The sequence below is a fragment of the Nonomuraea sp. LP-02 genome, assembly GCF_036289125.1.
Lineage (GTDB): Bacteria > Actinomycetota > Actinomycetes > Streptosporangiales > Streptosporangiaceae > Nonomuraea > Nonomuraea bangladeshensis.
This window is the reverse complement of sequence record NZ_JAXCLK010000001.1, coordinates 9,109,335-9,133,277: the sequence shown is the minus strand read 5'-3', so window position 1 is coordinate 9,133,277 and position 23,943 is coordinate 9,109,335. Positions and strand designations below refer to the sequence as shown.

The window sequence follows — 23,943 nt, the reverse complement described above, 5'->3', positions numbered from 1 at the left end:
CCGTCCATCATCCCAGCGCCCGCTCGTCCTCCAGGTGCCGCTCGCGGCCGGCGTACAGACCGGAGACGAGCTGGACGGCCAGCACCACGAAGATCAGCGTGTACGGCAGCGCCCAGCCCCCCGACGCCTCCCGCAGCACGCCGACCAGCAGCGGCCCGCCGCCGGCGATGAGATAGCCGGCGCTCTGGCCGAAGGCCGACAGCGCGGCGGTCACCTCCGGCGTACGGGTGCGCAGCCCCAGCATCACCAGCGCCAGCGGGAACGACCCCATGCCGACCGCGATCAGCGTCACCCAGAGCGGCGCCCACGAGACCGGCCCCGCCCAGAGCCCCCCGAAGCCGGCCACGTAGAAGGCGACGAGCCCGACCACCACCGGCCGCTGGTCGCGGAACCGCGCGGCGATCATGGGCACGGCGACCGACACCGGGATGTTCAGCGCGGTGAACACGCCGAGGAGCAGCCCGGCCTCGGAGGTGCTGTAGCCGCCGTCGGTGAGGATGGTGGCGAGCCAGCCGAACATGATGTACGCGATCATCGACTGGGTGCCGAAGTAGATCGCGATCATCCAGGCCAGCCGGCTGCCCAGCAGCCGCCGGATCCCGGCGTCCCGGCCTCCCGTGTCCCGCTCCGGCTCACTGCGCAACAGCGCAAGCCACGGAATGGCGGCCACGGCGGCCAGGGCGGCCCACACGCCGAGCGCGACGTGCCAGTTCCCCGACGCGCGCTCGATCGGCACGGTCGCGGCGGCGGCCAGCATCGTGCCCGCCGCCAGGGCCGTGGTGTAGACGGTGGTCATGATCCCGGTGCGCGCCGGGAAGTGTCGCTTGATCAATGTCGGGATCAGCACGTTGCCCACGGCGCCGCCGGACAGCGCGACCGCGCTGCTCAGCAGGAACACGGGAGCCGAGCCGACCAGCGACCTGACCAGCAGTCCCACGCCCAGCGTGACCAGGGCCAGCAGGAGCAGCCGGTGCTCGCCGATCCGCCGGGCGAGCGTCGGGGTGACGGCGCCGACGCCGGCGAAGGCCAGCACCGGGAGGGTGGTGAGCAGGCCGGTGCCGACGCTCGTCATGCCGAGCGCCCCCGCGAGCTGGTCGAGGAGCGGGCCGACGCTGGTGACGGCGGTCCGCAGGTTGAGTGCGGCGAGGACGATTCCCAGCACGAGGAGCCAGGCGAGGGGGGTGGTCGTCCTGCCTCTGGGCTCTGACGCCAGAACGCTCATGCCGGACAAGTCCTCCATTCATCAAGTCATGGGACGAATCACCACCTTAACAGGACCGAAATGCGGCTTTATTCCGCCCTGTGTGCCGGTCTCCGGACACACGACAGCGGCCGCCACACGGGCGGCCGCCGTTCGGGTCGAGGGTGTCTTACAGGACCGGGCGAGGGCCCTGCGGGGGCTCGTCACGCGGAGGGAAGGCGCCGGGGGCCGGCAGCGTCGTGTCGCCGCCCGGCATGGACGGGTCGGTGCCGCCGATCGTGCCGGGCGGCACCTGCTGCGCGCCGCCGTACGTGGAGCCGTGCTCGTGCGTGCGCGGGGCGGCGCCGTCGTGCTGGTGCGGGCCGGGCACGTCGCCGCGCCAGCCGCCCGTCTCCGAGCCGCGCGACTCGATGAACTGCTTGAACCGCTTGAGGTCGCCGTTGACCCGCAGGCGGACCAGCTGCAGCCAGTCGCCGGCGGTCTCGACGAAGCCCTCGGGGTCGTACTCCATCTGGAGCGTGACCCGCGTGCGGCCGTCGTCGATGCGGTGGAAGGTGACGACGCCCGCCTGGTTCGGCTTGTCGACGCTGCGCCAGGCGACCCGCTCGTCCGGGTGCTGCTCGGTGATGTCGGCGTCGAACTCACGCCGGACCCCGGCGATCTCCGCCACCCAATGCGTACGGGTGTCGGTCACCTGTTTGACCGACTCCACCCCTTCCATGAACTCGGGGAAGCTCTCGAACTGCGTCCACTGGTTGTAGGCCACCCGGATGGGGACCTCGACGTCTACGGAGTGCTCGATCGTGCTCATGGGTTCAGCAACTTCCCGGCCGGGCCGGACGTTAACGCCTCAATGCCGTTGCCGGCGCAGCCAGTAGAGCCCGACGAGCGGGAGCACGAGCGGGATGAAGAGATAGCCCTTGCCGTAGACGGACCACACGGTCTCGTCGGGGAAGGCCGCCGGGTCGAGGACGCTGGCGGTGCCGATGATCAGCACCCCGGCCAGCTCGACCAGGAGCGCGGCCAGCGCGAGCCGCCGCGCGCCGCGCCAGAGCGCGACCGTGAGCAGGATGTAGACGGCCGCCGCGAACGCCGACAGGCCGTAGGCGAGCGGCGCCTCCCCGAACCTGGTGGCGATCTGCACCGCCGCCCGCGCGCCCGCGGCCAGCGAGAACAGCCCGTAGACGGCGATCAGCGCCCGCCCCGGCCCGCTGCCGATGGAGCTCATGCCACGCCCTGCCAGATCTGCCCGAGCCGGGCGTTCATGACCGCGATCGCGAACCCGGCCACCACCAGGATCGCGGTCCCCCACCGGGACCGTTCGGCCAGCGCCAGGAACACCCCCGCAGGCGGGATCACGATCTCGCCGATGAGGTAGCCCCACAGCGTGGCCGGCTCCGGCGACTCCGCTCCCCCGGCCAGCGCCGCGATCACGAAGCCGACCTGCACCAGCACGGCGACCTCCAGCACGCCGAAGCCGATCAGCAGGACCATGCCCATGGGCCGGTCGCGGATCGCGGTGATCAGGCTCGCCAGCATGAGCAGCAGCGCGACAGTGATGACGATCGCGGAGACAGTGGTGTTCATCGGGGGTAAGGCTATCGCCAGGGGGCGGCGCCCCTCAGCGCGGCAGCTCGCGCTCGATGCCGTCGAGCAGCCAGCGCAGGCCCCGCTCGAAGTTGTCGTCCGCGCCGGGGACGCCCCGCTCCAGCATGGGCGCCAGGTGCGGCAGCTCGCCGCCGTCGACCAGCTCCCTGACGTACGGCTCCGCGACGGCGGCCCGCTCGGCGTCGCTGACGCCCTCGTGCCGGGGCGCGGAGCGCTCCTGCGCCTCGCGGACCATGTAGCCGGTCATGTAGTCGGTGTAGGCGGTCAGGAAGCGCCAGGCGGCGGGCGGCTCGACGCCGAGCCGGGCGAAGACGGCGAGCTTGTGCTCGACGTGCCGCAGCGCGTTGGGCCCCGCGGGCAGGCCCTGCGCGACCAGATCCATCCGCCAGGGGTGACGGCGGACGAGGTCGCGCTCGCGGCGGGCGATGGTGAGCAGCGCCTCGCGCCAGTCGTCCGGCGCGGGGCCGTCGGCGCGCAGTTCGGCGGCGACCTCGTCGAGCATGAGCGCGAGCAGGTCCTCCTTGCGCTCGATGTAGGAGTAGAGCGTCATCGTCCGCGCCCCCAGCTCGGCCGCCACCCGCCTGATGGAGACGGCGGCGAGGCCCTCGGCGTCGGCGATCGCGACGGCGGCGGCCACGATCGCCTCCCTGGTCAGAGCCGGACGGCGGGGCGGCGCGGGACGCGACCAGACAGAGCTCACAGGACCCGATCCTAAGCCAGGCGCTACACCGTACGAAAGTGCTACGGTGTACGACATGCGATACAGCGTACGAACCCCGTTCGTGACGACCGCCCTGGTGGTCTTCCTGGGCGGCGTCATGACGATGCTGGACTCGACGGTGGTGAACGTGGCGCTCACCACGCTCGCCCACGACTTCCGCACCACCCCCGCCGCCATGCAGCAGGCGGTCACCGGCTATCTGCTGGCCATGTCGATGACCGTCCCGGTGACCGGCTGGGCCGTCGGCCGCTTCGGCTCGCGGCGCGTCTGGCTGGTCTCGCTCGTGCTGTTCGCCGGCGGCTCCACGCTCTGCGCCGCGGCCTGGTCGGCCGGCAGCCTGGTGGCCTTCCGCGCCGTCCAGGGGATCGGCGGCGGCCTGCTCATGCCCGTCGGCCAGGCGATGCTGGCGCAGGCGGCGGGCAAGGAGCGCATGGGCCGCGCCATGGCGCTGATCACGGTGCCGTCCATGCTGGCGCCGGTGCTCGGGCCGCCGCTCGGCGGCCTCGTCGTCGAAGGACTCGGCTGGCGGTGGTTGTTCCTGGTCAACCTGCCGATCAGCGCGGTGGCGCTGGTCGCGGCCGCGCTGCTGCTGCCGCGCGAGCCCGACCCGGCCGCCGCGCCCCGGCAGCCGCTCGACGTGCTCGGCCTGGCGCTGCTCTCCCCCGGGCTGGCCGCGCTGATCCACGGCCTGTCGGAGGCGGGCGACTCGGAGGTGGGCGGCGGGGCCTCGTTCGCGCATCCGGCGCTGTGGATCGGGCTCGCGCTGGTCGCGGCGTTCACCGTGCGGGCGCTGCGGGTGCCGGGCGCGCTGGTGGACCTGCGGCTGCTCGGCGACCGTACGTTCGCCGCGGCGGTGGCGGCGCTGGCCTGCTACTCGGCGGCGATGCTCGGCTTCACCGTGCTCGTGCCGCTGCACAGCCAGCTCGAAGGGGGCGGCGGCCCGCTGGAGGCCGGGCTGCTGCTGGCCCCCCTCGGGATCGGGGCGGCGCTCACGCTGCCGATCGCGGGCAAGCTCACCGACAGCCGGGGAGCGCGCGGGGTCGCGGCGACCGGCGTGGCCGCCGTGGTGGCGGGCATCGCGGCGTTCGCGGCGTTCCCCGGGCCGGTGCCGATCCTCGTGGCCGGGCTGGGGCACGGGCTGGTGTCGACGTCGGTGCTCGCGGCGGCGTACGCCACGCTGGAGCGCGAGGCCATCCCTGCGGCGACCACGCTGAGCACGATCGCGCTCCGGCTCGCCTCCTCCTTCGGCGTCGCGGTGCTCGCGGTGCTGCTGCAACTGCTCAGCGCGGCGGGCACGGCCCGCCCCTTCGGCTACGCCTTCGGCTGCGCCGCCGCGCTGGCCGCGCTCTCGCTGGTGCCCATCGTGCTCATAGGATCGAAGGCGTGGAGAAGATCCTCGTCAGCGCCTGCCTGATGGGCCGCAAGGTCCGCTACGACGGCGGCGCCAAGACCAGCTCGGCCGCCGTGCTCGCCGACTGGCGGGCGGAGGGGCGGCTGGTGTCGTTCTGTCCCGAGGTGGCGGGCGGGCTGCCGGTGCCGCGCCCGGCCGCCGAGATCGAGGGCGGCGCGGGCGGCGCCGCGGTGCTGGCGGGCACGGCCCGGGTCCTGACGTCCGGCGGCGACGACGTGACGGAGGCGTTCCTCGCGGGGGCGCGGGCGGCGCTGGAGGCGGCCCGGTCGGCGGGCGCCCGGATGGCGGTGCTCAAGGAGGGCAGCCCGTCGTGCGGCGCGCTGGCCGTCCACGACGGTTCCTTCGCGGGCCGCAGGACGCCCGGTCAAGGGGTCACCACGGCGCTGCTGGAGCGGCACGGCATCCGCGTGTTCGGCGAGGACCGCCTCGCCGAGGCGGCCGACTACCTGCGCACCCTGGAGACGTAGAAGGCCGCGCCGAGGCCGGCGGCGAGCAGGGTCGCGACCGTGCCGTGATACCACACGAGCAGCGTGCCCGCCTGCGCCCCCGGCGCGAACGCGCTCGCGAGGACGCCGAGCAGCACGCCGCCCAGCGCGGCCGCGTGCGTGTAGACCAGCCCGTCCCACGCCCATGGCCGGGGCTTCAGCGCGCCGTACGCGCCGGTCAGCATCGCGGCGCAGCACAGCGTCTCCACGATCACGGCAGGCGGTATCGGGGGCCGGCGCAGCGCGCCGGGACCTGCCCCGGCGTGCAGCAGCGCCGCCGCCAGGAAGATCAGCGCGTACAGCAGGGAGAGCCGGCCCAGAGCTCTGCGGATCGTGTCCATGCCACCACGCTCCCACCGCGGGCGCGGCCGGCCATCGTCCCGGAGGAGGCCGCCCGCGTACGTCCCGCGTTGTATCACCCGCGCGGGAAACTTTCTCCGCCTCCTGGGAGTCCTAGAAGTGGGGGCTCGGAAAATTCCATTCCGAAACGGGGAAAGGGACTTGGCGATGCCAGTCGACCTGAACAACGCGCTACCCCTGGCCTGGGACTCGGCCACGCTCGACGCGGACACCAAGGCGATGCTCGACAATCTTCAGCCGAACATCCTGCGCGCGCACGTACGCGAGCACCTGTCCGTCCTGTTCGTCCGGTTCAACGACGCGGCAGAAGGCCGGGCGTTCCTGCGGCACGTGGCCACCACGTGGATGAAGTCGGCCCGCCAGCACCTGAAGGAGGTGCGCGACTTCGCGGGCCGGGGGCGGCGCGGCACCCCCTACGTCGGGCTCGGCATCAGCAAGGCCGGCTACCGCGACCTCGGCCACTCGGTCGAGGAGGTGCGCGCCTTCGGCGACCAGGCGTTCCGCGACGGCATGAAGCGGCGCGTCGCCGAGGTCGAGGACCCGCCGGTCGAGCAGTGGGACCGCGCCTACCAGCGCGAGATCCACGCCGTCGTGCTCATCGGCGACGAGCGGCCCGGGCCGGTGGCGACGCTGCGCGACGAGATCATCGGCGCGCTGCCGGCCAGTGCCCGGCTGCTCGGCGAGGAGACCGGCAGGGGCATGCGCAACCCGGCCGGCGACGGCATCGAGCACTTCGGCTACGTGGACGGCCGCAGCCAGCCGCTGTTCCTCAAGGACGAGGTGGACCGCGAGCCGCGCAAGCGCTGGGACCCGGCCTTCCCGCTGGCCAACGTGCTGGTGCCGGACCCCTTCTCGCCCGACCCGCGCCGCCACCACGGCAGCTACCTGGTCTTCAGGAAGCTGGAGCAGAACGTACGCGCCTTCAAGGAGATCGAGGAGCGGCTCGCCGACGACCTCGGGCTGAAGGGCGAGGACCGGCACCGGGCGGGCGCGATGCTCGTCGGCCGGTTCAAGGACGGCACGCCGCTGACCGGCAAGGCCAAGGCCGGCGGCGGCCCGGTGGCCAACGACTTCACCTTCGACGGCGACGACGGCAGCAAGTGCCCCTTCAGCGGCCACATCAGGAAGACCAACCCGCGCTCGTTCGGCCGCGAGGTGCTCATGGCGAGGCGCGGGCAGACGTACGGGCGGCGCGGCGACCAGCCGTGGGACGACGCGCCCCCGGAGACGCGGCCGAGCGGCGGGGTCGGGCTGCTGTTCATGGCGTTCAACAGCAGCCTGGTCGACCAGTTCGAGTTCACCCAGCGGAGCTGGGCGGGCAATCCCGACTTCGAGAACCCGGCGACCGGCCACGACCCGGTCATCGGGCAGGGCGAGCGGGCGATCAAGGTGACGTTCCCGAAGGTCTGGGGCAAGCCCGAGCAGTCGCCGCCGCAGGCCCAGGTGGCGCAGACGGTCACGATGAAGGGCGGGGAATACTTCTTCGCGCCGTCGCTGGCCTACCTGCGCGGCCTGTGACCCCGTGAGAGCGCCCGGCGTGCATCGAAGGATGTACGCCAGGTTCGCACCGGCGTAGGAGGCGGGGGCGGGCACCGGCCGTGATGATCGTGTCATGACGATCGGCCTGATGCTCACCCTCGCCGCCTTCGCCCTGGTGGACAGCACCAGCTTCGGGACGCTGGTCATCCCTCTCTACCTGCTGCTGGCCGGCGAGCGGTCCAAGGTGTCGGGGCAGCTCGTCTACCTGGCGACGATCGCGGCCTTCTACTTCCTGGTCGGGGTCGCGCTCATGCTGGGCCTGTCCGCGGCCGTGGACGGCCTCGGCGAGGCGCTGCACAGCGAGGTCGCGTACGGGGTGCAGCTCGCGCTGGGCGTGGGCCTGTTCGCGCTGAGCTTCAGGTTCGACCCCAAGTACCGCGCCAAGCGGGGCCTGCCCGAGCGCCGCTTCGAGCCGCGCGTCGGCGGGCCACGGACGATGGTGCTGCTCGGGCTGACGGCCGGGGCGGTCGAGGTGGCCACGATGGTCCCCTACCTGGCGGCGGTCGGCGTCATGACGACCTCCGGCCTGCCGGCCGCGCAGTGGCTGCCGCTGCTGGCCGGGTACGTCCTCGTCATGATCACGCCGCCGCTCGTCCTCATGGGCCTGCGCGCCGTCGCCGGGGGCCGGCTGGAGCCCAGGCTGGAGCGACTGCGGGCCTGGCTGACCAAGCACTCGGCGTCGATGGTGAGCTGGGCGATCGGCATCATCGGCTTCCTGCTCGCCCGCGACGCGGCGGCTCACCTGTTCTTCGCCCCGGAGTGACCACTCCCCTGCGAAATGCATCGCATCCGCGCATCTAGGATCGACCTCCGGGGAGGCGATCGAGTCGATGTTGCGCACCTTTTTCCGTACCGAGGCGGGCAGCACCAGCGCGCTGCTCATCGCCACGGTGCTCGCCCTGCTCTGGGCCAACTCGCCCTGGGCGGACACCTACGAGGCGTTCTGGCACACGCCGATGGGGCTGTCGTTCGGCACCGCCGAGTTCTCGCTGGACCTGCGCCACTGGGTCAACGACGGTCTGATGACGCTGTTCTTCTTCGTCATCGGCCTGGAGATCTCGTACGAGGTCCGGCTCGGGCAACTGCGCGACCGGCGGCTGATCGCGGTGCCGGCGGTGGCGGCGTTCGGCGGCATGCTCGTGCCCGCGGGCGTCTACCTGCTGCTCAACGCGGGCGGTCCCGGCGCGGCCGGATGGGGCGTGCCGATCGCCACCGACACGGCCTTCGTGCTCGGCGTGCTGGCCGTCGTGGGCGCGCGGTGCCCCGATCCGCTGCGGGCGTTCCTGCTGACGCTGGCGATCGTGGACGACGTGCTCGCCATCCTCATCATCGCGCTGTTCTACACGGAGGAGCTGTCGGTGCCGGCCCTCCTCACCGCGGCGCTGCTGCTGGCGGCCATCATGACGCTGCGCTGGCTGAAGATCTGGCGGGCGCCGGCGTACATCGTGCTGGGGTTCGCGCTGTGGGTGGCCACGCTGGAGAGCGGCATCCACCCCACGCTGGTCGGCATCGCGCTCGGCGTGCTCGTCTTCGTCTACGCCCCCTCCGACCAGAAACTGCTCCTCGCCGGCGAGGCCGTCCACGAGTTCACGAACGAGCCGAGCGCCCGCGCCGCCAGGGAGGCCACCCTGCGCGTCCGGCACGCCGTCTCCGTCAACGAACGGCTGCAACTGCGCCTGCACCCGTGGAGCAGCTACGTGATCGTGCCGGTGTTCGCGCTGGCCAATGCGGGGGTGCGGCTGGACGGCGAGACCCTGCGGGCGGCGCTCACCTCGCCCGTGTCGTGGGGGGTGGCGGCGGGCCTGGTGCTCGGCAAGTTCGCCGGCATCGCGCTCGGCACGTGGCTGCCGCTCCGCCTCAAGTGGGGCATCCTGCCGGGCAACCTGGTGTGGGGGCAGCTGTTCGGCGGGGCCGCGGTGTCCGGCATCGGGTTCACGGTGGCGCTGTTCATCGTGGACCTGGCCTTCGCCGACCCGGCGATCCGCGCCGAGGCCAAGATCGGCATCCTGGCCGGCTCGCTGCTGGCCGCCGCGCTGGGCTGGGTGATCTTCCGGATGGCCTGGAACCGGGGCGGGGTCTGCGCCCCGCCCGAGGCCGAGCCCGACGAGGAGCTGCCCGAGCTGCTGTCGGTGCCCGTCGGGCCGCGCGACCACGTACGCGGCCGGGCCGACGCCCCGATCACGATCGTCGAGTACGGCGACTTCGAATGCCCCTACTGCGGCCGCCTCCACCCCGTGCTGGCGCGGCTGCTCAGGGACAACCCCGACGTGCGCCTGGTCTTCCGGCACTTCCCGCTGCGGACCATCCACCCGCGCGCCGCCTCGGCCGCGATCGTCGCCGAGGCGGCGGGCGACCAGGGCCGCTTCTGGGAGATGCACGACGTCCTCTACGACAACCAGCGGTCACTCACGGACGCCGATCTGGAGCGCCATGCCGCCGGGCTCGGCGTCGAGCCGTGGGAGGACGTGCCGCGGCACGCCGCGAGGATCGCCCTTGACGAGGCCTCCGGCCGCGACAGCGGCGTGCGCGGCACCCCCACCCTCTTCCTCAACGGCGTCCGCTACCAGGGGCCGCTCGACGAGGACGCGATCGGCCGGGCGATAGCCGAGCTACGCCCGTCACCGCAGCCTTCCTGACAGGTCCACCGATCCCCGCAGGAGTCCTCCCTTGACAGACACCGGTTCGCTCGTGGTCATCGGCCTCATCAGCGCGTTGCTGAACGGCATCCTCCTGCTCGTCGGCCTCGTCCTCATGGTGATGCGCCGGCGCGAGCAGGGGCGCGGGGCCGTGCTCGGGATCGCCGGCTGCGCCGTCCTCCTCGTCGGCGCGGGCTTCGCCCTGTCGCAGAGCTTCCTGCAGAGGGAGCTGGTCGACCTGCTGGGCCTGGTCACGGGGCTGTCCGTGTGGGTCGCCATCAGCTCGATCATCCAGCTCGCCGGCCTCGGCCTGCTGATCGGCGGGGTGGTCGCGAAGCGGGCCACGACCCCGCAGCGGCCCGTTCCTCCGCAGGGACCGCAGGGGTGGCCGCAGCAGGGCTGGAACCAGCCGGCGCCTCCGCCCCAGCCGTACCCCCAGCAGCCGCAGGGACAGCCTTACCCTCAGCAGCCCTACCCTCAGCAGCCCTATCCGCAGCAGCCTCCGCAGCCCGGCGGCCAGCACCCGCCGCAGCCGCCTTTCGGCCAGGGCCCGTACGCCTGACCACCGCCGGTCCCGTCACCCGCCCCGCAGGTACCGCTCCCAGGTGAGCTCACCGGCCGGCCGCGCCTCGGTGACCAGATGACCCGCGCGGAAGGCCCTGCCGAGCGCGCCGGGGATCCGCATCCGCAGCACCGGCCGGCGCAGCCCGCGCGCCCGCAGCCAGCTCTCGGCGGCCTCGGCCATGGTCATCACCTCGGGCCCGCCGAACTCCTCGATTCCCTGCCGGGGCCCGGCCTCGATCACGTCCGTCAGCCGCCGGGCCACGTCCCTGACGTCCACCGGCTGTGCCCGGACCCCGGGATCGGCCACCAGCGCCCCGAACCGGGCCATGCCGCGCAGCGCCTGCTCCACGAACTCGTGGAACTGCGTGGCCCGCAGCACCGTCCACGGCACCCCGCCGTCACGTACCAGCCGCTCGGCCTGCACCTTGACCCGGAAGTAGCCCCACGGCACCCGGTCGGCGCCGATGATCGACAGGTAGACCAGGTGCCGTACGCCGGCCGCCCGCGCCGCCGCGAGCAGCGCCCCCGTGCCGTCCAGCTCGACCCGCCGGGTGTAACGCCCCCGGTACGGCGCCGAGGCCAGGTGCACGACCACGTCGGCCCCCGCCACCGCCTCCTCCAGGCCCCGCCCGGTGGTCAGGTCCGCGCCGAACCACCGTACGCCGCCCGTCTCCGAGGCCCGCGGCGACCGGCTGGTCGCCCGCGTCTCGTACCCCTCCTTCGGCAGGATCTCCAGCGTCGCGCGGCCGAGCCGGCCGCTGCCTCCCGTCACCAGCACACGTGTCATGCGATCTGGACGGGGCAGCAGTCGAAAGTGTGACAATGTCGGCGGAAAGCCCGGCACTCCCCACCCAGCACGTTCGAGGGGCTCATGACTGCGCACCAGCCCGGCCGCCAGGAGCCGGACCCCGACCAGACCATCCGGCACCGCCTCCCCCACCCGGAGTCGCCCCCGCCACACCGGGAGCCCCAGGACCCGCCCGCCACGCAGCGGCTGGACTACACCCCGGACATGCTGCCCGACGTCCAGCTCTACGAGGCCAAGCCGCCGCGGGCCGGCTGGTGGTGGGTGATCGTGGTGGGCGGGCTGGTGCTGCTGCTCGGCGCGCTCGCGGTGGCCGGGATCCTGTGGGTGCGCAGCACGCAGTCCTCGGCGGCCGGGCCGCCCGCCGCGGCGGTCACTTCCGCGTGAAGTCCATGATCCAGTTCGTCTCCCAGTCCTCGGTGCCCTCCTCGGCGAACGCCTGCTCCCAGCGGGCGGTGTCCGGGTCGATCCGCGTCCAGATGAACCGGGCGCGGACCGGCCGGCCGTCCACGGTCTCGTCGCCGTAGAAGACGCCCCTGTCGCCGTCGAACGCGCCCACCATGGGCCGGGTGTCGAGCTCTCCACGGGCGCTGCTGGCCCAGTAGATGGACCACTGGCGGGTGCCGGGGTTGTAGACGCGCACGGTCAGGCCGCTCCAGCCCTTGGTGGGGAAGGTGACCTCGTCGAAGCTGGCGGCTCCGGCGAAGTGCCGGGTGGCGACCGAGTGGCCGGGGAACTCGTCCCATTCGTCGCTGCCGGACAGGGGCTTGACGAGCCGGCGGTTGGCGACGTTCCAGTGGCCGGCGAAGAAGTCGAAATCGTTCATGCGGGGACCGTACGCCGGGGTCGCTGACAGGTAATGTCAGCGATTATGCGTGCCTCCCGCCTGGTGTCGATCCTGCTCCTCCTGCAGACCCGTGGCCGGCTGACCGCGCGCGAGCTGGCCGAGCGGCTGGAGGTCTCGGTCCGTACGATCTACCGCGACGTCGAGTCCCTGCACGCCGCCGGCATCCCCCTGTACGGCGACGCCGGCCCGAACGGCGGCTACCAGCTGCTCGACGGCTACCGCACCCGGCTCACCGGGCTGACCGCGGACGAGGCCGAGTCGCTGTTCCTCGCCGGGCTGCCCGGTCCCGCGGCGGAGCTGGGCCTCGGCGCGGTGGTGACGGCGGCCCAGCTCAAGCTCATGGCCGCGCTGCCGGTCGAGCTGCGCGACCGGGCCGGGCGGCTCCAGGAGCGCTTCCACCTGGACGCGCCCACGTGGTACCGCGAGCGGGAGCCGGTGGCCCATCTGCCGGCCGTGGCCGACGCCGTGTGGAACGAGCGGCGGATCCGGGTCGTCTACCGGCGGTGGAAGGAGCCGCAGGAGGTGGAGCGGCTGCTGGATCCGTACGGGCTGGTGGTCAAGGCGGGCCGGTGGTACCTGGTGGCCGGAACGGGCGGGGACGTGCGGACCTACCGCGTCTCGCAGATCCTCGGCCTGCGCACGCTGGAGGAGGGCTTCACCCGGCCGCGGGGGTTCGATCTGGCGGCGTACTGGGCGGCCTATCTGGAGGCGTTCGAGGCGCGGCTGCGGCGGGGCGAGGCGGTGGTGCGGCTGTCGCCGCGCGGGCTGGAGCGGCTGCCCGACCTGATGACGCCGGGCATGGTGGAGGCGGCGCGGCGCACTGCCGGGGCGCCGGACGCGGAGGGGTGGACGCGGGTGACGGTGCCGATCGAGTCGGTCGAGCACGCGCTGGCCGAGTTCCTGCGCCTGGGGGTGGACGCGGAGGTGCTGGCTCCGGCCGAGCTGCGGGAGCGGCTCGCCGCGACCGCCACGGCCCTGGCCGAGCGTTACGCACCCAGGGAAAGTTTCATGCCGGAGCCCGCCTAGTTTCCGCTGGTTCCGCAGCTCAGAAGGGCGGGCCCGTCCCCGGTGGACCTGGCCTGTTGCGAGAGTGAAAGTTTCTGAACAGACTCGCAATGTTTCAGGCCGTCGAGAGGAGCCCGGATGAAACTGACAGCCCGGTTGGCCAGCGCCGCGGTCGCCGCGATGGCACTCGTCGTCGCGATGCTGATCTCGGCGCCCCCAGCCGCCTCGGCCCAGCTCACCGAGGTGACCGGCTTCGGCACGAACCCCACCAACCTTCGCATGCACCTCTACGTGCCCGACGGCGTCGGCACCCGCCCGGCGCTGCTCGTGGCCGTCCACTACTGCACGGGCTCCGGCCCGGCCTTCTACTCGGGCACCGAGTTCGCCTCGCTGGCCGACCAGTACAAGTTCATCGTCGTCTACCCGTCGGCGACGCGCAGCGGGTCCTGCTTCGACGTCTCCTCGCCGCAGGCGCTGCGGCACGACGGCGGCAGCGACCCGGTCGGCATCGTCTCCATGGTCAGGTACGTGCAGCAGCGCTACAACGCCGATCCGGCGCGCACGTACGTCACCGGCGCCTCCTCCGGCGGCATGATGACGAACGTGCTGCTGGGCGCGTACCCGGACGTGTTCAAGGCGGGCGCGGCGTTCATGGGCGTGCCGTTCGGCTGCTTCGCCACCACCGACGGATCGAGCTGGAACAGCACCTGCGCGGGCGGCCAGCTCATCAAGACCCCGCAGGAGTGGGGCGACCTGGTCCGTGCCGCCTACCCCGGCTACACCGGCCCGCGCCCCCGCATGCAGGTGTGGCACGGCACCGAGGACAGCACCCTGCGCTACCCGAACTTCGGCGAGGAGATCAAGCAGTGGACCAACGTCCACGGCCTGAGCCAGACCCCGTCCATGACCGACCAGCCGCGCTCCGGCTGGACCAGGACCCGCTACGGCGGCACCGGCACCACCGTCGCGGTCGAGGGCATCAGCCTCCAGGGCGTCGGGCACAGCCTGCCGCAGGGCGGGATGGCCGCCATGGTGCTGGCCTTCCTCGGCCTGGACACCCCCGGAGGCGGCCCGTCCCAGACGCCGACCGCGACCCCGACGGTCACCCCTGGCGCCTGCAAGGTCACGTACGCCATGAACACCTGGAACACCGGCTTCACCACCGCCGTGACGATCACCAACACCGGGACCACGCAGCTCTCGTCCTGGTCGCTGGCCTTCACGCTGCCCGCCGGGCAGACGATCACGGGCGCGTGGAACGCCACCGTCTCCCCCGCCTCGGGGGCGGTGACGGCCAGGAACGTGAGCTACAACGGTGCCCTGGCGCCCGGCGCGTCCACCCAGTTCGGCTTCCAGGCCACCCACAACGGCAACACCGCGGCCCCCTCGTCCTTCACCCTGAACGGCGCCGCCTGCACCACCTGACCCCGGACACGGAAAACGGCGGCGTCCGGAAGGACGCCGCCGTGGCGGTGCTGGTGTGGAGCTATGGGGATTCGAACCCCAGACCTCCTCCATGCCATGGAGGCGCGCTACCAACTGCGCTATAGCCCCTGGTCACCGCCACGGGCCCAGCCCGTTGCGGCGCTCCGAGAGCATATAGCCATCCGCCCCGATTCGCCTAATCGCCCTGCCTGGGCCCGGGCCTCAGGTCACGGCCAGGTGGCCGCCCCGGTGCCGTGGGGTCTCCGCCTCGTCCAGCAGGACGATGGCGAAGTCGGCGTACGAGACGCGCAGCGCCATGTCCCCGTGCTCGCGGACCTCGTACCGGCCGCTCCGCTCCCCTTCGTGGTCGAAGTCGCCGGCCGGGCTGACGTACACCCAGTCCAGCCCGCCGCCTTCGGCACGGAGCACCTCGAGACCGGCGGCGTGCGCCAGGCAGAAGGGCCGGAACTCGGCGGGGAAGCCGGGCGCGTCCAGCAGGCGGATCCCGTCGGGCCCGGGCAGCAGCGTGGCGAGCCCCACCGCGACGAGCCTGTCCACCCCGGCCTGCCGCAGGCCCTTGACGAGGGCGCGCGCCGCGTCGCTGAAGAAGGTGTCCGAGCCCAGTGCCGCCGCCGCGTTGATCGCGGCGTCGTGCCCGGCCGCGAGGGCGGCGACGTCCGCCGTGTCGGTGACGTCCCCTGCGGCGACCCGTACGCCGTCGTCCGCCGGGCCGCCGTACCGTGACGGGTCGCGCACCACCGCCGTCACCTCATGCCCGCGCCTGCGCGCCTCGGCGACGGCCTGCCGACCGGCTCGGCCGCCGGCCCCGAAAATCACGTACTTGCCCATCGTCGGAATACCTCCCGTTGCGTCGATGCTCCGGAAAGGTAGCCGCGAGGGCGGTTACCTCCTGGATACCGAGACCCGCGGGAGAGACACCATGACGCACCGGCAGCCGCTGCCCGCCGATCTGTTCGACGAGTTGTGTCCGTCCGCGCTGGTGCCGTTCCGCTTCGGCGACAAGTGGGCGGCGTTGATCATCCGCTGTCTGGAGGACGGCCCGCGCCGGTTCTCGGAGCTCCGCGTGCCGCTGCACCGCGTCACCCCGAAGGTGCTCACGCAGTCGCTACGCGGGCTGGAGCGCAGCGGCCTCGTCTTGCGCACCGTGCACGACGGGCCGAAACCCAAGGTCGAGTACGCGCTCACGCCGCTCGGCCGCAGCATGCTGGAGCCGCTGGAGGCGGCATGCGTGTGGGCGGCCGAGCACTGGGACGAGCTTCTCGACGCTCAGGAGCGGCACACCGCCTCCTGAGCGGGCGAGCCGCACGGCCCCCGAGCCGCACGGCCGCCCGACCGTTCTCAGACCTCGGCGTCCGGTTTGTCGTCGCTGCTGATGGGCTCGGGCAGCGTGCCGGCGTTGTGCTCCAGCAGCCGCCAGCCCTTGCGCCCTTCCTGGAGCACCGACCACGAGCAGTTGCCGAGCCCGCCGAGCGCCGGCCACAGCTCCTCGGGCAGCCCGAGCAGCTCGCAGATGCCGAGCCGCAGCGCCGCGCCGTGCGAGGCCACGACCAGCAGGCCGCCGTCGTCCAGCTTGGCCGCCCAGCGGCGCATGGCCGACCCCACCCGCTCGGCGACGTCCTGGACCGACTCGCCGTCGGGAGCCTCCCAGTCGGCGTACTCCTTGGGCCAGCGCGCGGCGATCTCCTCCCGCGTCAGCCCTTCCCACTGGCCGCCTCCGCGCTCGCGGAAGTCCTTGTCGACGTGCACGTCGAGCCGGACCAGGCGGCCCAGCGCGAGCGCGGTGTCGTTGGCCCGCTGCAGGTCGGAGGAGACGATGACGGTGGGCCGGAGCGAGGCCAGCAGCGAGGCGGCCCTGGCGGCCTGCGCGATGCCGGTCTCGTCGAGCGGGATGTCGGAGTGGCCCTGGAACCGTTGCTCGACGTTCCACAACGTCTGCCCGTGGCGCAGACATACGATGCGCTTGCTCATGCGGCTTCCCCGCCGGAACGTCCGGCTCGTCCGCTCACGCGCGCGCCCGCTGCAGGTTGGCCTGCATGACGCTCTCCGGCAGCGCGATGGCCGGGCAGTCCTTCCACAGGCGCTCCAGGGCGTAGAACGTACGGTCCTCCTCGTGCTGGACGTGCACGACGATGTCGATGTAGTCGAGCAGCACCCAGCGGCCCTCACGCTCGCCCTCGCGGCGCACGGGCTTGGCGTCGGCCTCGGTGCGCAGCCGCTCCTCGATCTCGTCGACGATGGCACGGACCTGGCGGTCGTTGGTGGCGGAGCAGAGCAGGAACGCGTCGGTGATGACGAGCTGCTCGCTCACGTCGTAGGCGAGGATGTCATCGGCCAGCTTGTCGGCCGCGGCCTCCGCGGCGATGCGGACGAGCTGGACGGCTCTGTCAGATGCGGTCACGATGCGGGTCTGTCCTCCTGTGTCGGCAGCATGCCCATATGTTGAGGGTACCCGTCCAGGCCGAAACCCCTCACGTACGGCATGGATACCTTCACCCGTGGGCGTGATACAGCCCCCGTTTGTTGATGTACTGCACGATCCCGTCGGGAACCAGATACCAGATCGGCTCCCCCTTGGCCACCCGCTGCCGGCACTCCGACGACGAGATGGCCAGCGCGGGGATCTCCAGCAGCGTCACCCGTCCCTCGGGCAGGCCGGGGTCGTGCAGGGTGTGGCCGGGCCTGGTGCAGCCGACGAAGTGCGCCAGCTCGAACAACTCGTCGGCCTGCTGCCAGTCGAGGATCGCGCCGAGCGCGTCCGCGCCGGTGATGAAGAACAGCTCGACGTCCGGACCGTAAATGTTGGCGATGTCGCGCAGAGTGTCGATCGTGAACGTCGGCCCGGGACGGTCCACGTCCACGCGGCTGACGGAGAAGCGGGGGTTCGAGGCGGTGGCGATGACCGTCATGAGGTAGCGGTCCTCGGCGGCGGACACCTCGCGCTCGGACTTCTGGTACGGCCGTCCGGTCGGGACGAAGACGACCTCGTCCAGCTCGAAATGGTGGGCGACCTCGCTGGCCGCGACGAGGTGGCCGTGGTGGATGGGATCGAACGTCCCGCCCATCACTCCCACTCGCCGCAACCCATGCCCACCAGACGCGTTCTTCATGGAACGGACCTTACGCGGACGCAGCACCACAACTCGATGGCACCCCCCTTCGTGATGTCCGCGCATGACCCCCGTTGCGGACGTAGCATGCCGGGCATGACGACCACCCCGGACCGCAACAGAGTCCAACTGCCCGGCATCTCGTCCCGTGCCTACGAACACCCCGCAGACCGGTCCGCCCTGGTCGCTCTGCGCAAGTTGAGTGGGTTCGACACGGTTCTCAAGCAGATGTCCGGTCTCATCAGCGAGCGCCGCCTCCGCCTGATGTACCTCGCCTCGGCCGTCCGCGTCAGCGAGACGCAGTTCCGCTCGCTCTACGACATGGGCCGCGACGCCGCCTACACCCTCGACCTGCACCGCATCCCGGAGATCTACGTCCAGCAGGACCCGCAGGTCCAGGCCAAGGCCATCGGCTTCGACGACCCGTTCATCGTCGTGACCACCGGCCTGCTCAACCTCATGAACGAGGAGGAGCAGCGCTTCGTCATCGGCCACGAGACCGCCCACATCCTCTCGGGGCACGCGGTCTACCGGACGATGCTCGACATCCTCACCCGCCTCGCCACCCGCGTCGCCTGGATCCCGCTCGGCTACATCGGCCTGCGGGCCATCGTCGCGGGCCTGGAGGAGTGGTACCGCAAGTCGGAGCTGTCCTCCGACCGCGGCGGCCTGCTCGTCGGCCAGGACCCCGACGCGGGCAAGCGGGCGCTGATGAAGCTCGCCGGCGGCGCCTACACCCACGAGATGAACATCGAGGCGTTCCTGGAGCAGTACAACGAGTACGACACCGCGGGCGACCTCCGCGACGGCTTCCTCAAGGTGCTCAACCTGCTCGGCACCACCCACCCGTTCGCCGTGGTGCGCGTGGCCGAGCTGGACAAGTGGCAGCGCAGCGGCGACTACGACCGCATCCTCGGCGGCGACTACCCCCGCCGCGAGGACGACGCCAGCGCACGGGTCACCGACGAGGTCAAGGCGGCGGCCGAGTCCTACCGCGCGTCCTGGCAGCAGTCGCAGGACCCGTTCATCGGCGTCCTGCGTGACGTCGCCGAGGGCGCGGTCAACGCGGGCGAGCGCATCTTCAACCGCTTCTCCCGCCGCGACGGCGGCCAGGGCTGACCGGCGCCATCGCCACGCGCGGCCGGTCAGCGTGAGCGGCCGCGCCCTGCGGCGGTGACGCCGCAGGAGTCCTAGAGCAGGAGGGCGATGGCGCGCACGGCGGCCGCGCACAGGGCGACGAACCCGCCCAGCACCGCCAGCGCCCGCAGTCCCTCCCTGCGCAGGTCCGGCAGCCGGCCGCCGATCCGCTCGATCTCGCGACCGGTGATGCCGCCGCAGAGCATCCCGAACACCACGGCCGCCACGGTCACGGGCGCCGGCTGCTGCCACCAGTCGGTGTCGATCTGGCCGCCGCCGGTCACCCAGAGCGCCCCGCCCGACGCCACCGCGACGGGCACGCCGGGCCACACCAGCGCGGTCCCCGCCGCGCCGGCCAGCGCCAGCGGGAACAGCAGCACGCGCAGCGTCATCCGGACCCGCCGGGAGCCCCGGTTCCTGATCATCCAGTGGTTCATCCAGAGCGCCCTGGTCAGCACCACGAACACGGCGGTGATCGCGATCGAGGCGATCGGCCAGATCACCGACGTCACCACGCACGGCACCGCCAGCACCGCGAGCAGCAGCAGCGCGCCGTTGCCCGCGGGAAGCGTGGTGGGCGCGTCGCTCTTCCGCCTGACCTGCGGCCGGGCCGCCGCCGCGCGGGTCCGTACGGCGGCGGCCGCACGGGCGCGGGGCGTGGTCAGCTTCGGCCGCGGCCCGGTGTTCTTGCCGTCGCCGCTGCCCCGGACGCGCGGCGCGGGCACCTTCCCGTCGGCCCCGCTCCGGGCCCGCGCCGCGGCCCCGTCCATCCTGCTCCGCGCCACGACGCCGTCAGCGGACGTACGCCCCCGCGCGGCGCCCCCGTCACCAGCCGTCCGTCCCCGGGCCGCAGCGCCATCCGCGGCGGCGCGGGGACGAGCAGCGGCCCCGTCAGCAGCCGTGCGCCCACGCGCGGCAGTCCCATCCGCAGGCGTCCGGCCACGCGTAGCAGCCCCGTCCGCAGGAGCACGCCCACGAGCGGCAGCACCGTCAACAGGCGTGCGCCCGCGCGCGGCAGCCCCATCCGCAGGCGTCCGGCCACGCGCAGCAGCCCCGTCGACAGGCGTGCGCCCTCGGGGCTGGGCGGCCTTCCCCTCGGCGGCGGCCCGCCGCGCCGCCTCGCCACCGGTACGGCGAGGCGGCGGCACCTTCCCGTCGGCGCCCGTCGGATTCGGCCGCCCGCGCGCCGCCTTGGCCTCGCCCCGCGTGCCCTCGTCCGCGCCCCGTCCCCGCGACGGCGGCGCCTCCTCGGCGGCCTCGCCGCCCGCGTCGGTCTCGGTCGCACTGGTCACCCTGGCCAGCCGCGACAGCCGGTCGGCCAGCAACGCCGCCGTGGGCCGCTTGCCCGGCTCCCGGTTGAGCGCCGCGCGCACCAGCGGCAGCAGCTCGACCGGCACGCCCTTGAGGTCGGCCTGCCCGTTGAGCACGGCGTACATCTGCGCCTCGGCCGTCCCCCGCCCGAACGTGGGCCGCCCGGTCGCCGCGAACGCCACCGTCGCCGCCCAGGCGTGCACGTCGGCCGGCGAGTCGACGTGCTCGTCGGCGAAGATCTCCGGCGCGGTGTAGCCGGGCGTGCCGAGGAACGTGCCGGTCATGGTCAGCCGGGTCGCGTCCAGGACCTGGGCGATGCCGAAGTCGATGAGCACCGGCCCCCGCGCGGACATGATGATGTTGCCCGGCTTCAGGTCGCGGTGCACGACCCCGGCCGCGTGGATGATCGCCAGCGCCGCCGCGATGCCCTGCGCCATCTCGACCAGCTCGGCGACGTCGAGCGCCCCGTCCTGGCGTACCTTCTCCAGCAGCGTGGCGCCCTCGATGTGCTCCATCACGAGGTACGGCCGCGTGCAGTTGAGGTCGGCGTCCAGCACCTTGGCGACGTAGGGGCTCTCGACCCTGCGCAGCGCGCGGACCTCGCGCTCCAGTCTGACCCGGGAGGTCTCGTCCTCGGCCAGGTCGTGCAGGACCTTCAGCGCGATGCGCTCGCCCCGGCGGGTGGTCGCGAGGTAGACCTCGCCCATGCCGCCCCGGCCGAGCCGCTCGACCAAGGTGTACGGCCCGACCTTGCCGAGCTTGCTCACCGTCCCTCCCCGCCCGGCGCGCCCATAAGGGACACAACCCTAGCGTTGGGACGGGAGTCAACGCTTGCGGCGCGCCGGAGGTCGTCCAGGTTTATCGGCGTGAGTGGTCGGAGAGCATGCTGTCGAGTCGCGCGGTGGGCTCCTCCGACAGCCGCCTGCGGCCCTTGCGGCGCCAGCGTACGTGGCCGTGGCTCTCCAGCAGGAGCATCAGACGATCGGCGCCGAACAGCACCGCGGCGACGAAGACGAGGGCGACGATGATCTCCATGTCTCCCAGTCAAGCCGCGGTGCGCGGCCACGGTCAGGCCGACACGCCGGTCAACCAGCCACCACCGTGCCTTCTGAGGTGCGCAAATGCCCTTCGCCGGTGTATACCCACTTCGTGGAGGTGAGCTCCGGCAGCCCCATCGGGCCGCGCGCGTGCAGCTTCTGCGTGGAGATGCCGATCTCCGCCCCGAACCCGAACTCACCCCCGTCGGTGAACCGCGTGGAGGCGTTGACCGCCACCGCCGCCGAGTCGACCAGCGCCACGAAACGCCGGGCGGCCCGCTGCGACCGGGTCACGATGGCGTCGGTGTGGCCCGAGCCGTGGCGCCTGATGTGCGCCACCGCCTCCTCCAGCGAGCCGACGACGGCCGCGGCGATGTCGAGCGAGAGGTATTCGGTGGCGAAGTCGTCGTCGGTGGCGGGTACGACGTCCGGGCCGTGGGCGGCGATCCGCTCGTCGCCGTGCACGGTCACGCCCGCCTCGGCCAGCGCCTCCAGCGCCTTCGGCACGAACGCGCCCGCTATGTCCTGGTGAACGAGGAACGTCTCAGCCGCGTTGCACACCGAGGGCCGCTGCGCCTTGGCGTTGACCAGGATCTTCACGGCGAGGTCGACGTCGGCCTCGGCGTCGACGTAGACGTGGCAGTTGCCGACGCCGGTCTCGATGACCGGCACGGTGGACTCCTCGACCACGGAGTTGATCAGGGACGCGCCGCCGCGCGGGATCAGCACGTCGACCAGGCCGCGGGCGCGCATGAGCTCCTTGACCGAGTCGCGGGTGCGGCCGGGCACGAGCTGGATCGCGCCGACCGGGACCTCGGTGCCCTCCAGCGCGCCCTGCATGACCGCGACCAGCGCCGTGTTGGAGGAGTAGGCGCTGGAGGAGCCGCGCAGCAGCACGGCGTTGCCGCTCTTGAGACAGAGCGCGGCGGCGTCCACGGTGACGTTGGGACGGCCTTCGTAGATGATGCCGATGACGCCCAGCGGCACCCGGAGCTGGCGCAGCTCCAGGCCGTTCGGCAGCGTGGAGCCGCGGACCACCTCGCCGACCGGGTCGGGCAGGTCGGCGACCTCGCGCACGGCGTCGGCGATCTTGGCGATGCGGCCCTCGTCCAGCCGCAGCCGGTCGATCATGGCCTCGGAGGTGCCCTCGGCCCTGGCCCGTTCGACGTCCTCGGCGTTGGCCGCGACGATCTCGGCAGCGTGGGCGACCAGGGCGTCGGCGATCACGCGCAACGCCCGGTCCTTCGGCGCCCGCGGCAGCGGGGCCAGCTCGGCGGCGGCCTCTCGTGCCGCGCGGGCGACCTTCAGGAACTCTTCGGACATCACGTGCTCCTCGTTCGGCTGCTAAGCGTGGGTCTCCAGTATGACGATGTCGTCGCGGTGGATCAGCTCGCGTTCATATTCCGGACCCAGCGCGCTGGCCAGCTCGCGAGTGGAACGCCCGAGCAGGCCGGGGATCTCGGCGGCGTCGAAGTTGACCAGCCCGCGGGCCACCACGTCACCCTCCGGCCCGCACAGGTCCACGGGGTCGCCCGCCGCGAACTCGCCCTCCACCGACGTCACCCCGGCCGGCAGCAGCGACTTGCGCCGCCCGACGACGGCCTCCACCGCGCCCGGGTCGAGGCTCAGCCGGCCGCGCCCGGTGGTGGCATGCGCGAGCCACAGCAGGCGCGTGCCGGGGTGGCGCCCGCCGGGGTGGAAGTAGGTGCCGACGTCGGCGCCGCTCAGCGCCTGGGCCGCGTGAGCGGCCGCGGTGAGCACCACGGGGACGCCGGCCCCGGTCGCGATCCTGGCGGCCTGCACCTTGGTCACCATGCCACCGGTGCCGACGGCCGCGCCGTTCCTGCCCAGCTCGACGCCCGCCAGGTCCTCGGGACCGCGGATCTCGGCCAGCCGGCGGGCGCCGCTGCGGCTCGGCGGGCCGTCGTAGAGCGCGTCCACGTCCGACAGCAGCACCAGCGCGTCGGCGCGGATCAGATGGGACACCAGGGCGGCCAGCCGGTCGTTGTCGCCGAACCGGATCTCGTCGGTGGCCACCGTGTCGTTCTCGTTGACGATCGGTACGATGCCCAGCTCCAGCAGCCGGTGCAGGGTGCGCTGGGCGTTGACGTGGTGGGCGCGGCGCATCATGTCGTCGGCGGTGAGCAGCACCTGGCCGACGCGCAGCCCGTACCGGGCGAAGGAGGAGGTGTAGCGGGCCACCAGCACGCCCTGGCCGACGGAGGCGGCGGCCTGCTGGGTCGCGAGGTCGCGTGGTCGCGCGCTCAGCCCGAGCGGGCCGAGCCCCGCCGCGATCGCCCCGGAGGAGACCAGGACGATCTGCGTCCCGGCCCGGCGCCGCGCCGCCAGCACGTCCACCAGGGCATCGACGCGATCGACGTCGATCGTGCCCTGGAGGGTGGTGAGCGAGGAGGAGCCGACCTTGACCACGACCTTCGACGCCGCGCTGATCTGTTCCCGCACGCTCTGCAGCCTATCCAAGCTCCAGCCCACCCAACGCCCGCCCAAACCCCGCTCCCCCAACCTCCCGCACTCCAGGCCCCGCACCTCAGGGCCCGCACCTTAAGGCCCGCACCTCAGGGCCCGCACCTTAAGGCCCGCACCTCAAGGCCCGCACAGACCCCGCACCTTAAGGCCCGCACCTCAGACCCCGCACCTCAGACCCCACACACCAGGGCCCTCGCACCTGAAGACGCCGCACCTCTGGGGCGCCCAGGCGCGGC

The 23,943-nt window shown here is 72.8% G+C and carries 27 protein-coding genes and 1 tRNA gene; 11 read left to right on the top strand and 17 right to left on the bottom strand.

Annotated features, from left to right (window positions below; translation table 11 throughout):
* Positions 1-7 precede the first annotated feature (7 nt).
* The 5 genes from SMD20_RS42525 to SMD20_RS42505 form a co-directional block, all read right to left on the bottom strand.
* Positions 8-1,222 (bottom strand): CynX/NimT family MFS transporter, encoded by a 1,215-nt coding sequence (locus tag SMD20_RS42525; RefSeq protein WP_329592101.1) that lies wholly within the window; start codon positions 1,220-1,222, stop codon positions 8-10.
* A 148-nt stretch (positions 1,223-1,370) separates the two neighbouring features.
* Positions 1,371-2,012: an SRPBCC family protein gene (locus tag SMD20_RS42520; protein ID WP_329592099.1), complete on the bottom strand. Its 642-nt coding sequence runs from the start codon at positions 2,010-2,012 to the stop codon at positions 1,371-1,373.
* 39 nt (positions 2,013-2,051) lie between these two features.
* Positions 2,052-2,429 carry a hypothetical protein gene (locus SMD20_RS42515; protein ID WP_329592097.1) on the bottom strand — a complete coding sequence of 126 codons (378 nt, stop codon included), beginning with the start codon at positions 2,427-2,429 and terminating at the stop codon, positions 2,052-2,054.
* The gene (locus SMD20_RS42510; RefSeq protein WP_329592095.1) at positions 2,426-2,788 is read right to left on the bottom strand and encodes a hypothetical protein; all 363 of its coding nucleotides are present in this window, start codon (positions 2,786-2,788) and stop codon (positions 2,426-2,428) included. The genes SMD20_RS42515 and SMD20_RS42510 overlap by 4 nt, the downstream gene beginning before the upstream one ends.
* A 34-nt stretch (positions 2,789-2,822) precedes the next feature.
* Entirely contained in the window at positions 2,823-3,509 is a 687-nt protein-coding gene (locus SMD20_RS42505) for a TetR/AcrR family transcriptional regulator (protein ID WP_329592093.1), read from the bottom strand.
* A gap of 55 nt (positions 3,510-3,564) precedes the next feature.
* On the opposite strand from SMD20_RS42505, the gene SMD20_RS42500 reads away from it, so the two are divergent.
* Positions 3,565-4,944, top strand: coding sequence for a DHA2 family efflux MFS transporter permease subunit (locus SMD20_RS42500; RefSeq protein WP_329592091.1), 1,380 nt, complete (start codon positions 3,565-3,567; stop codon positions 4,942-4,944).
* The gene (locus SMD20_RS42495) at positions 4,914-5,408 is read left to right on the top strand and encodes a DUF523 domain-containing protein (protein WP_329592089.1); all 495 of its coding nucleotides are present in this window, start codon (positions 4,914-4,916) and stop codon (positions 5,406-5,408) included. Before SMD20_RS42500 ends, SMD20_RS42495 begins: the two co-directional genes overlap by 31 nt.
* On the opposite strand, the gene SMD20_RS42490 is transcribed toward SMD20_RS42495, so the two are convergent.
* Complete coding sequence (locus tag SMD20_RS42490; RefSeq protein ID WP_329592087.1) at positions 5,384-5,767, bottom strand: hypothetical protein; 384 nt, start codon at positions 5,765-5,767, stop codon at positions 5,384-5,386. The genes SMD20_RS42495 and SMD20_RS42490 overlap by 25 nt on opposite strands.
* Positions 5,768-5,933: 166 nt before the next feature.
* On the opposite strand from SMD20_RS42490, the gene SMD20_RS42485 reads away from it, so the two are divergent.
* The 4 genes from SMD20_RS42485 (at position 5,934) to SMD20_RS42470 (ending at position 10,523) form a co-directional block, all read left to right on the top strand.
* The gene (locus SMD20_RS42485; RefSeq protein ID WP_329592085.1) at positions 5,934-7,304 is read left to right on the top strand and encodes a Dyp-type peroxidase; all 1,371 of its coding nucleotides are present in this window, start codon (positions 5,934-5,936) and stop codon (positions 7,302-7,304) included.
* Between the two features lie 94 nt (positions 7,305-7,398).
* Complete coding sequence (locus SMD20_RS42480; RefSeq protein ID WP_329592083.1) at positions 7,399-8,088, top strand: GAP family protein; 690 nt, start codon at positions 7,399-7,401, stop codon at positions 8,086-8,088.
* A gap of 67 nt (positions 8,089-8,155) precedes the next feature.
* Complete coding sequence (gene nhaA, locus SMD20_RS42475; protein ID WP_329592081.1) at positions 8,156-9,961, top strand: Na+/H+ antiporter NhaA; 1,806 nt, start codon at positions 8,156-8,158, stop codon at positions 9,959-9,961.
* Positions 9,962-9,992: 31 nt separating this feature from the next.
* Positions 9,993-10,523 carry a hypothetical protein gene (locus tag SMD20_RS42470; RefSeq protein ID WP_329592079.1) on the top strand — a complete coding sequence of 177 codons (531 nt, stop codon included), beginning with the start codon at positions 9,993-9,995 and terminating at the stop codon, positions 10,521-10,523.
* Positions 10,524-10,538: 15 nt separating this feature from the next.
* Here the strand turns inward: SMD20_RS42470 and SMD20_RS42465 are convergent, their stop codons facing one another.
* A complete protein-coding gene (locus SMD20_RS42465) occupies positions 10,539-11,303 on the bottom strand; it encodes an SDR family oxidoreductase (protein ID WP_329592077.1) in 765 nt (254 codons plus the stop codon).
* 93 nt (positions 11,304-11,396) lie between these two features.
* Between SMD20_RS42465 and SMD20_RS42460 the strand changes: the two genes are divergently transcribed.
* On the top strand, positions 11,397-11,717 hold the full coding sequence (locus SMD20_RS42460; RefSeq protein ID WP_329592076.1) for a hypothetical protein: 321 nt from the start codon (positions 11,397-11,399) through the stop codon (positions 11,715-11,717).
* Here the strand turns inward: SMD20_RS42460 and SMD20_RS42455 are convergent.
* Positions 11,704-12,156 carry a hypothetical protein gene (locus SMD20_RS42455; RefSeq protein ID WP_329592074.1) on the bottom strand — a complete coding sequence of 151 codons (453 nt, stop codon included), beginning with the start codon at positions 12,154-12,156 and terminating at the stop codon, positions 11,704-11,706. The two genes, SMD20_RS42460 and SMD20_RS42455, sit on opposite strands and share 14 nt — an antisense overlap.
* 45 nt (positions 12,157-12,201) lie before the next feature.
* Here SMD20_RS42455 and SMD20_RS42450 point away from each other — a divergent pair, with 45 nt between their 5' ends.
* Both SMD20_RS42450 and SMD20_RS42445 read left to right on the top strand, forming a co-directional pair.
* Positions 12,202-13,203 (top strand): helix-turn-helix transcriptional regulator, encoded by a 1,002-nt coding sequence (locus SMD20_RS42450; RefSeq protein WP_329592072.1) that lies wholly within the window; start codon positions 12,202-12,204, stop codon positions 13,201-13,203.
* Between the two features lie 117 nt (positions 13,204-13,320).
* Entirely contained in the window at positions 13,321-14,607 is a 1,287-nt protein-coding gene (locus SMD20_RS42445; protein WP_329592070.1) for an extracellular catalytic domain type 1 short-chain-length polyhydroxyalkanoate depolymerase, read from the top strand.
* 56 nt (positions 14,608-14,663) lie between these two features.
* Here the strand turns inward: SMD20_RS42445 and SMD20_RS42440 are convergent.
* Together SMD20_RS42440 and SMD20_RS42435 are read right to left on the bottom strand one after the other, a co-directional pair.
* Positions 14,664-14,736, bottom strand: a tRNA-Ala gene (locus SMD20_RS42440).
* A 93-nt stretch (positions 14,737-14,829) separates the two neighbouring features.
* Positions 14,830-15,456: an NAD(P)-dependent oxidoreductase gene (locus SMD20_RS42435; RefSeq protein WP_329592068.1), complete on the bottom strand. Its 627-nt coding sequence runs from the start codon at positions 15,454-15,456 to the stop codon at positions 14,830-14,832.
* A gap of 91 nt (positions 15,457-15,547) precedes the next feature.
* On the opposite strand from SMD20_RS42435, the gene SMD20_RS42430 reads away from it, so the two are divergent.
* Positions 15,548-15,919, top strand: coding sequence for a winged helix-turn-helix transcriptional regulator (locus SMD20_RS42430; RefSeq protein ID WP_329592066.1), 372 nt, complete (start codon positions 15,548-15,550; stop codon positions 15,917-15,919).
* A 47-nt stretch (positions 15,920-15,966) separates the two neighbouring features.
* Here SMD20_RS42430 and SMD20_RS42425 read toward each other — a convergent pair whose 3' ends face one another.
* From SMD20_RS42425 to nadD, 3 genes are all read right to left on the bottom strand, one after another.
* On the bottom strand, positions 15,967-16,596 hold the full coding sequence (locus SMD20_RS42425) for a histidine phosphatase family protein (protein WP_329592064.1): 630 nt from the start codon (positions 16,594-16,596) through the stop codon (positions 15,967-15,969).
* A 34-nt stretch (positions 16,597-16,630) separates the two neighbouring features.
* Complete coding sequence (rsfS, locus tag SMD20_RS42420) at positions 16,631-17,026, bottom strand: ribosome silencing factor (protein WP_329592062.1); 396 nt, start codon at positions 17,024-17,026, stop codon at positions 16,631-16,633.
* A 91-nt stretch (positions 17,027-17,117) separates the two neighbouring features.
* Positions 17,118-17,735 (bottom strand): nicotinate-nucleotide adenylyltransferase, encoded by a 618-nt coding sequence (nadD, locus tag SMD20_RS42415; protein WP_329592060.1) that lies wholly within the window; start codon positions 17,733-17,735, stop codon positions 17,118-17,120.
* 96 nt (positions 17,736-17,831) lie between these two features.
* Here nadD and SMD20_RS42410 point away from each other — a divergent pair, with 96 nt between their 5' ends.
* The gene (locus SMD20_RS42410) at positions 17,832-18,854 is read left to right on the top strand and encodes a M48 family metallopeptidase (protein ID WP_091093786.1); all 1,023 of its coding nucleotides are present in this window, start codon (positions 17,832-17,834) and stop codon (positions 18,852-18,854) included.
* Between the two features lie 71 nt (positions 18,855-18,925).
* Here the strand turns inward: SMD20_RS42410 and SMD20_RS42405 are convergent, their stop codons facing one another.
* From SMD20_RS42405 to proB, 4 genes are all read right to left on the bottom strand, one after another.
* Complete coding sequence (locus SMD20_RS42405) at positions 18,926-20,950, bottom strand: serine/threonine-protein kinase (protein ID WP_329592057.1); 2,025 nt, start codon at positions 20,948-20,950, stop codon at positions 18,926-18,928.
* Positions 20,951-21,041: 91 nt separating this feature from the next.
* Entirely contained in the window at positions 21,042-21,218 is a 177-nt protein-coding gene (locus tag SMD20_RS42400) for a hypothetical protein (protein ID WP_329592055.1), read from the bottom strand.
* Positions 21,219-21,268: 50 nt separating this feature from the next.
* Positions 21,269-22,543, bottom strand: a complete 1,275-nt coding sequence (locus SMD20_RS42395) for a glutamate-5-semialdehyde dehydrogenase (protein WP_329592052.1) — start codon at positions 22,541-22,543, stop codon at positions 21,269-21,271.
* A 21-nt stretch (positions 22,544-22,564) separates the two neighbouring features.
* Positions 22,565-23,683, bottom strand: a complete 1,119-nt coding sequence (gene proB / locus SMD20_RS42390) for a glutamate 5-kinase (RefSeq protein WP_329592050.1) — start codon at positions 23,681-23,683, stop codon at positions 22,565-22,567.
* Between the last annotated feature and the right edge of the window lie 260 nt (positions 23,684-23,943).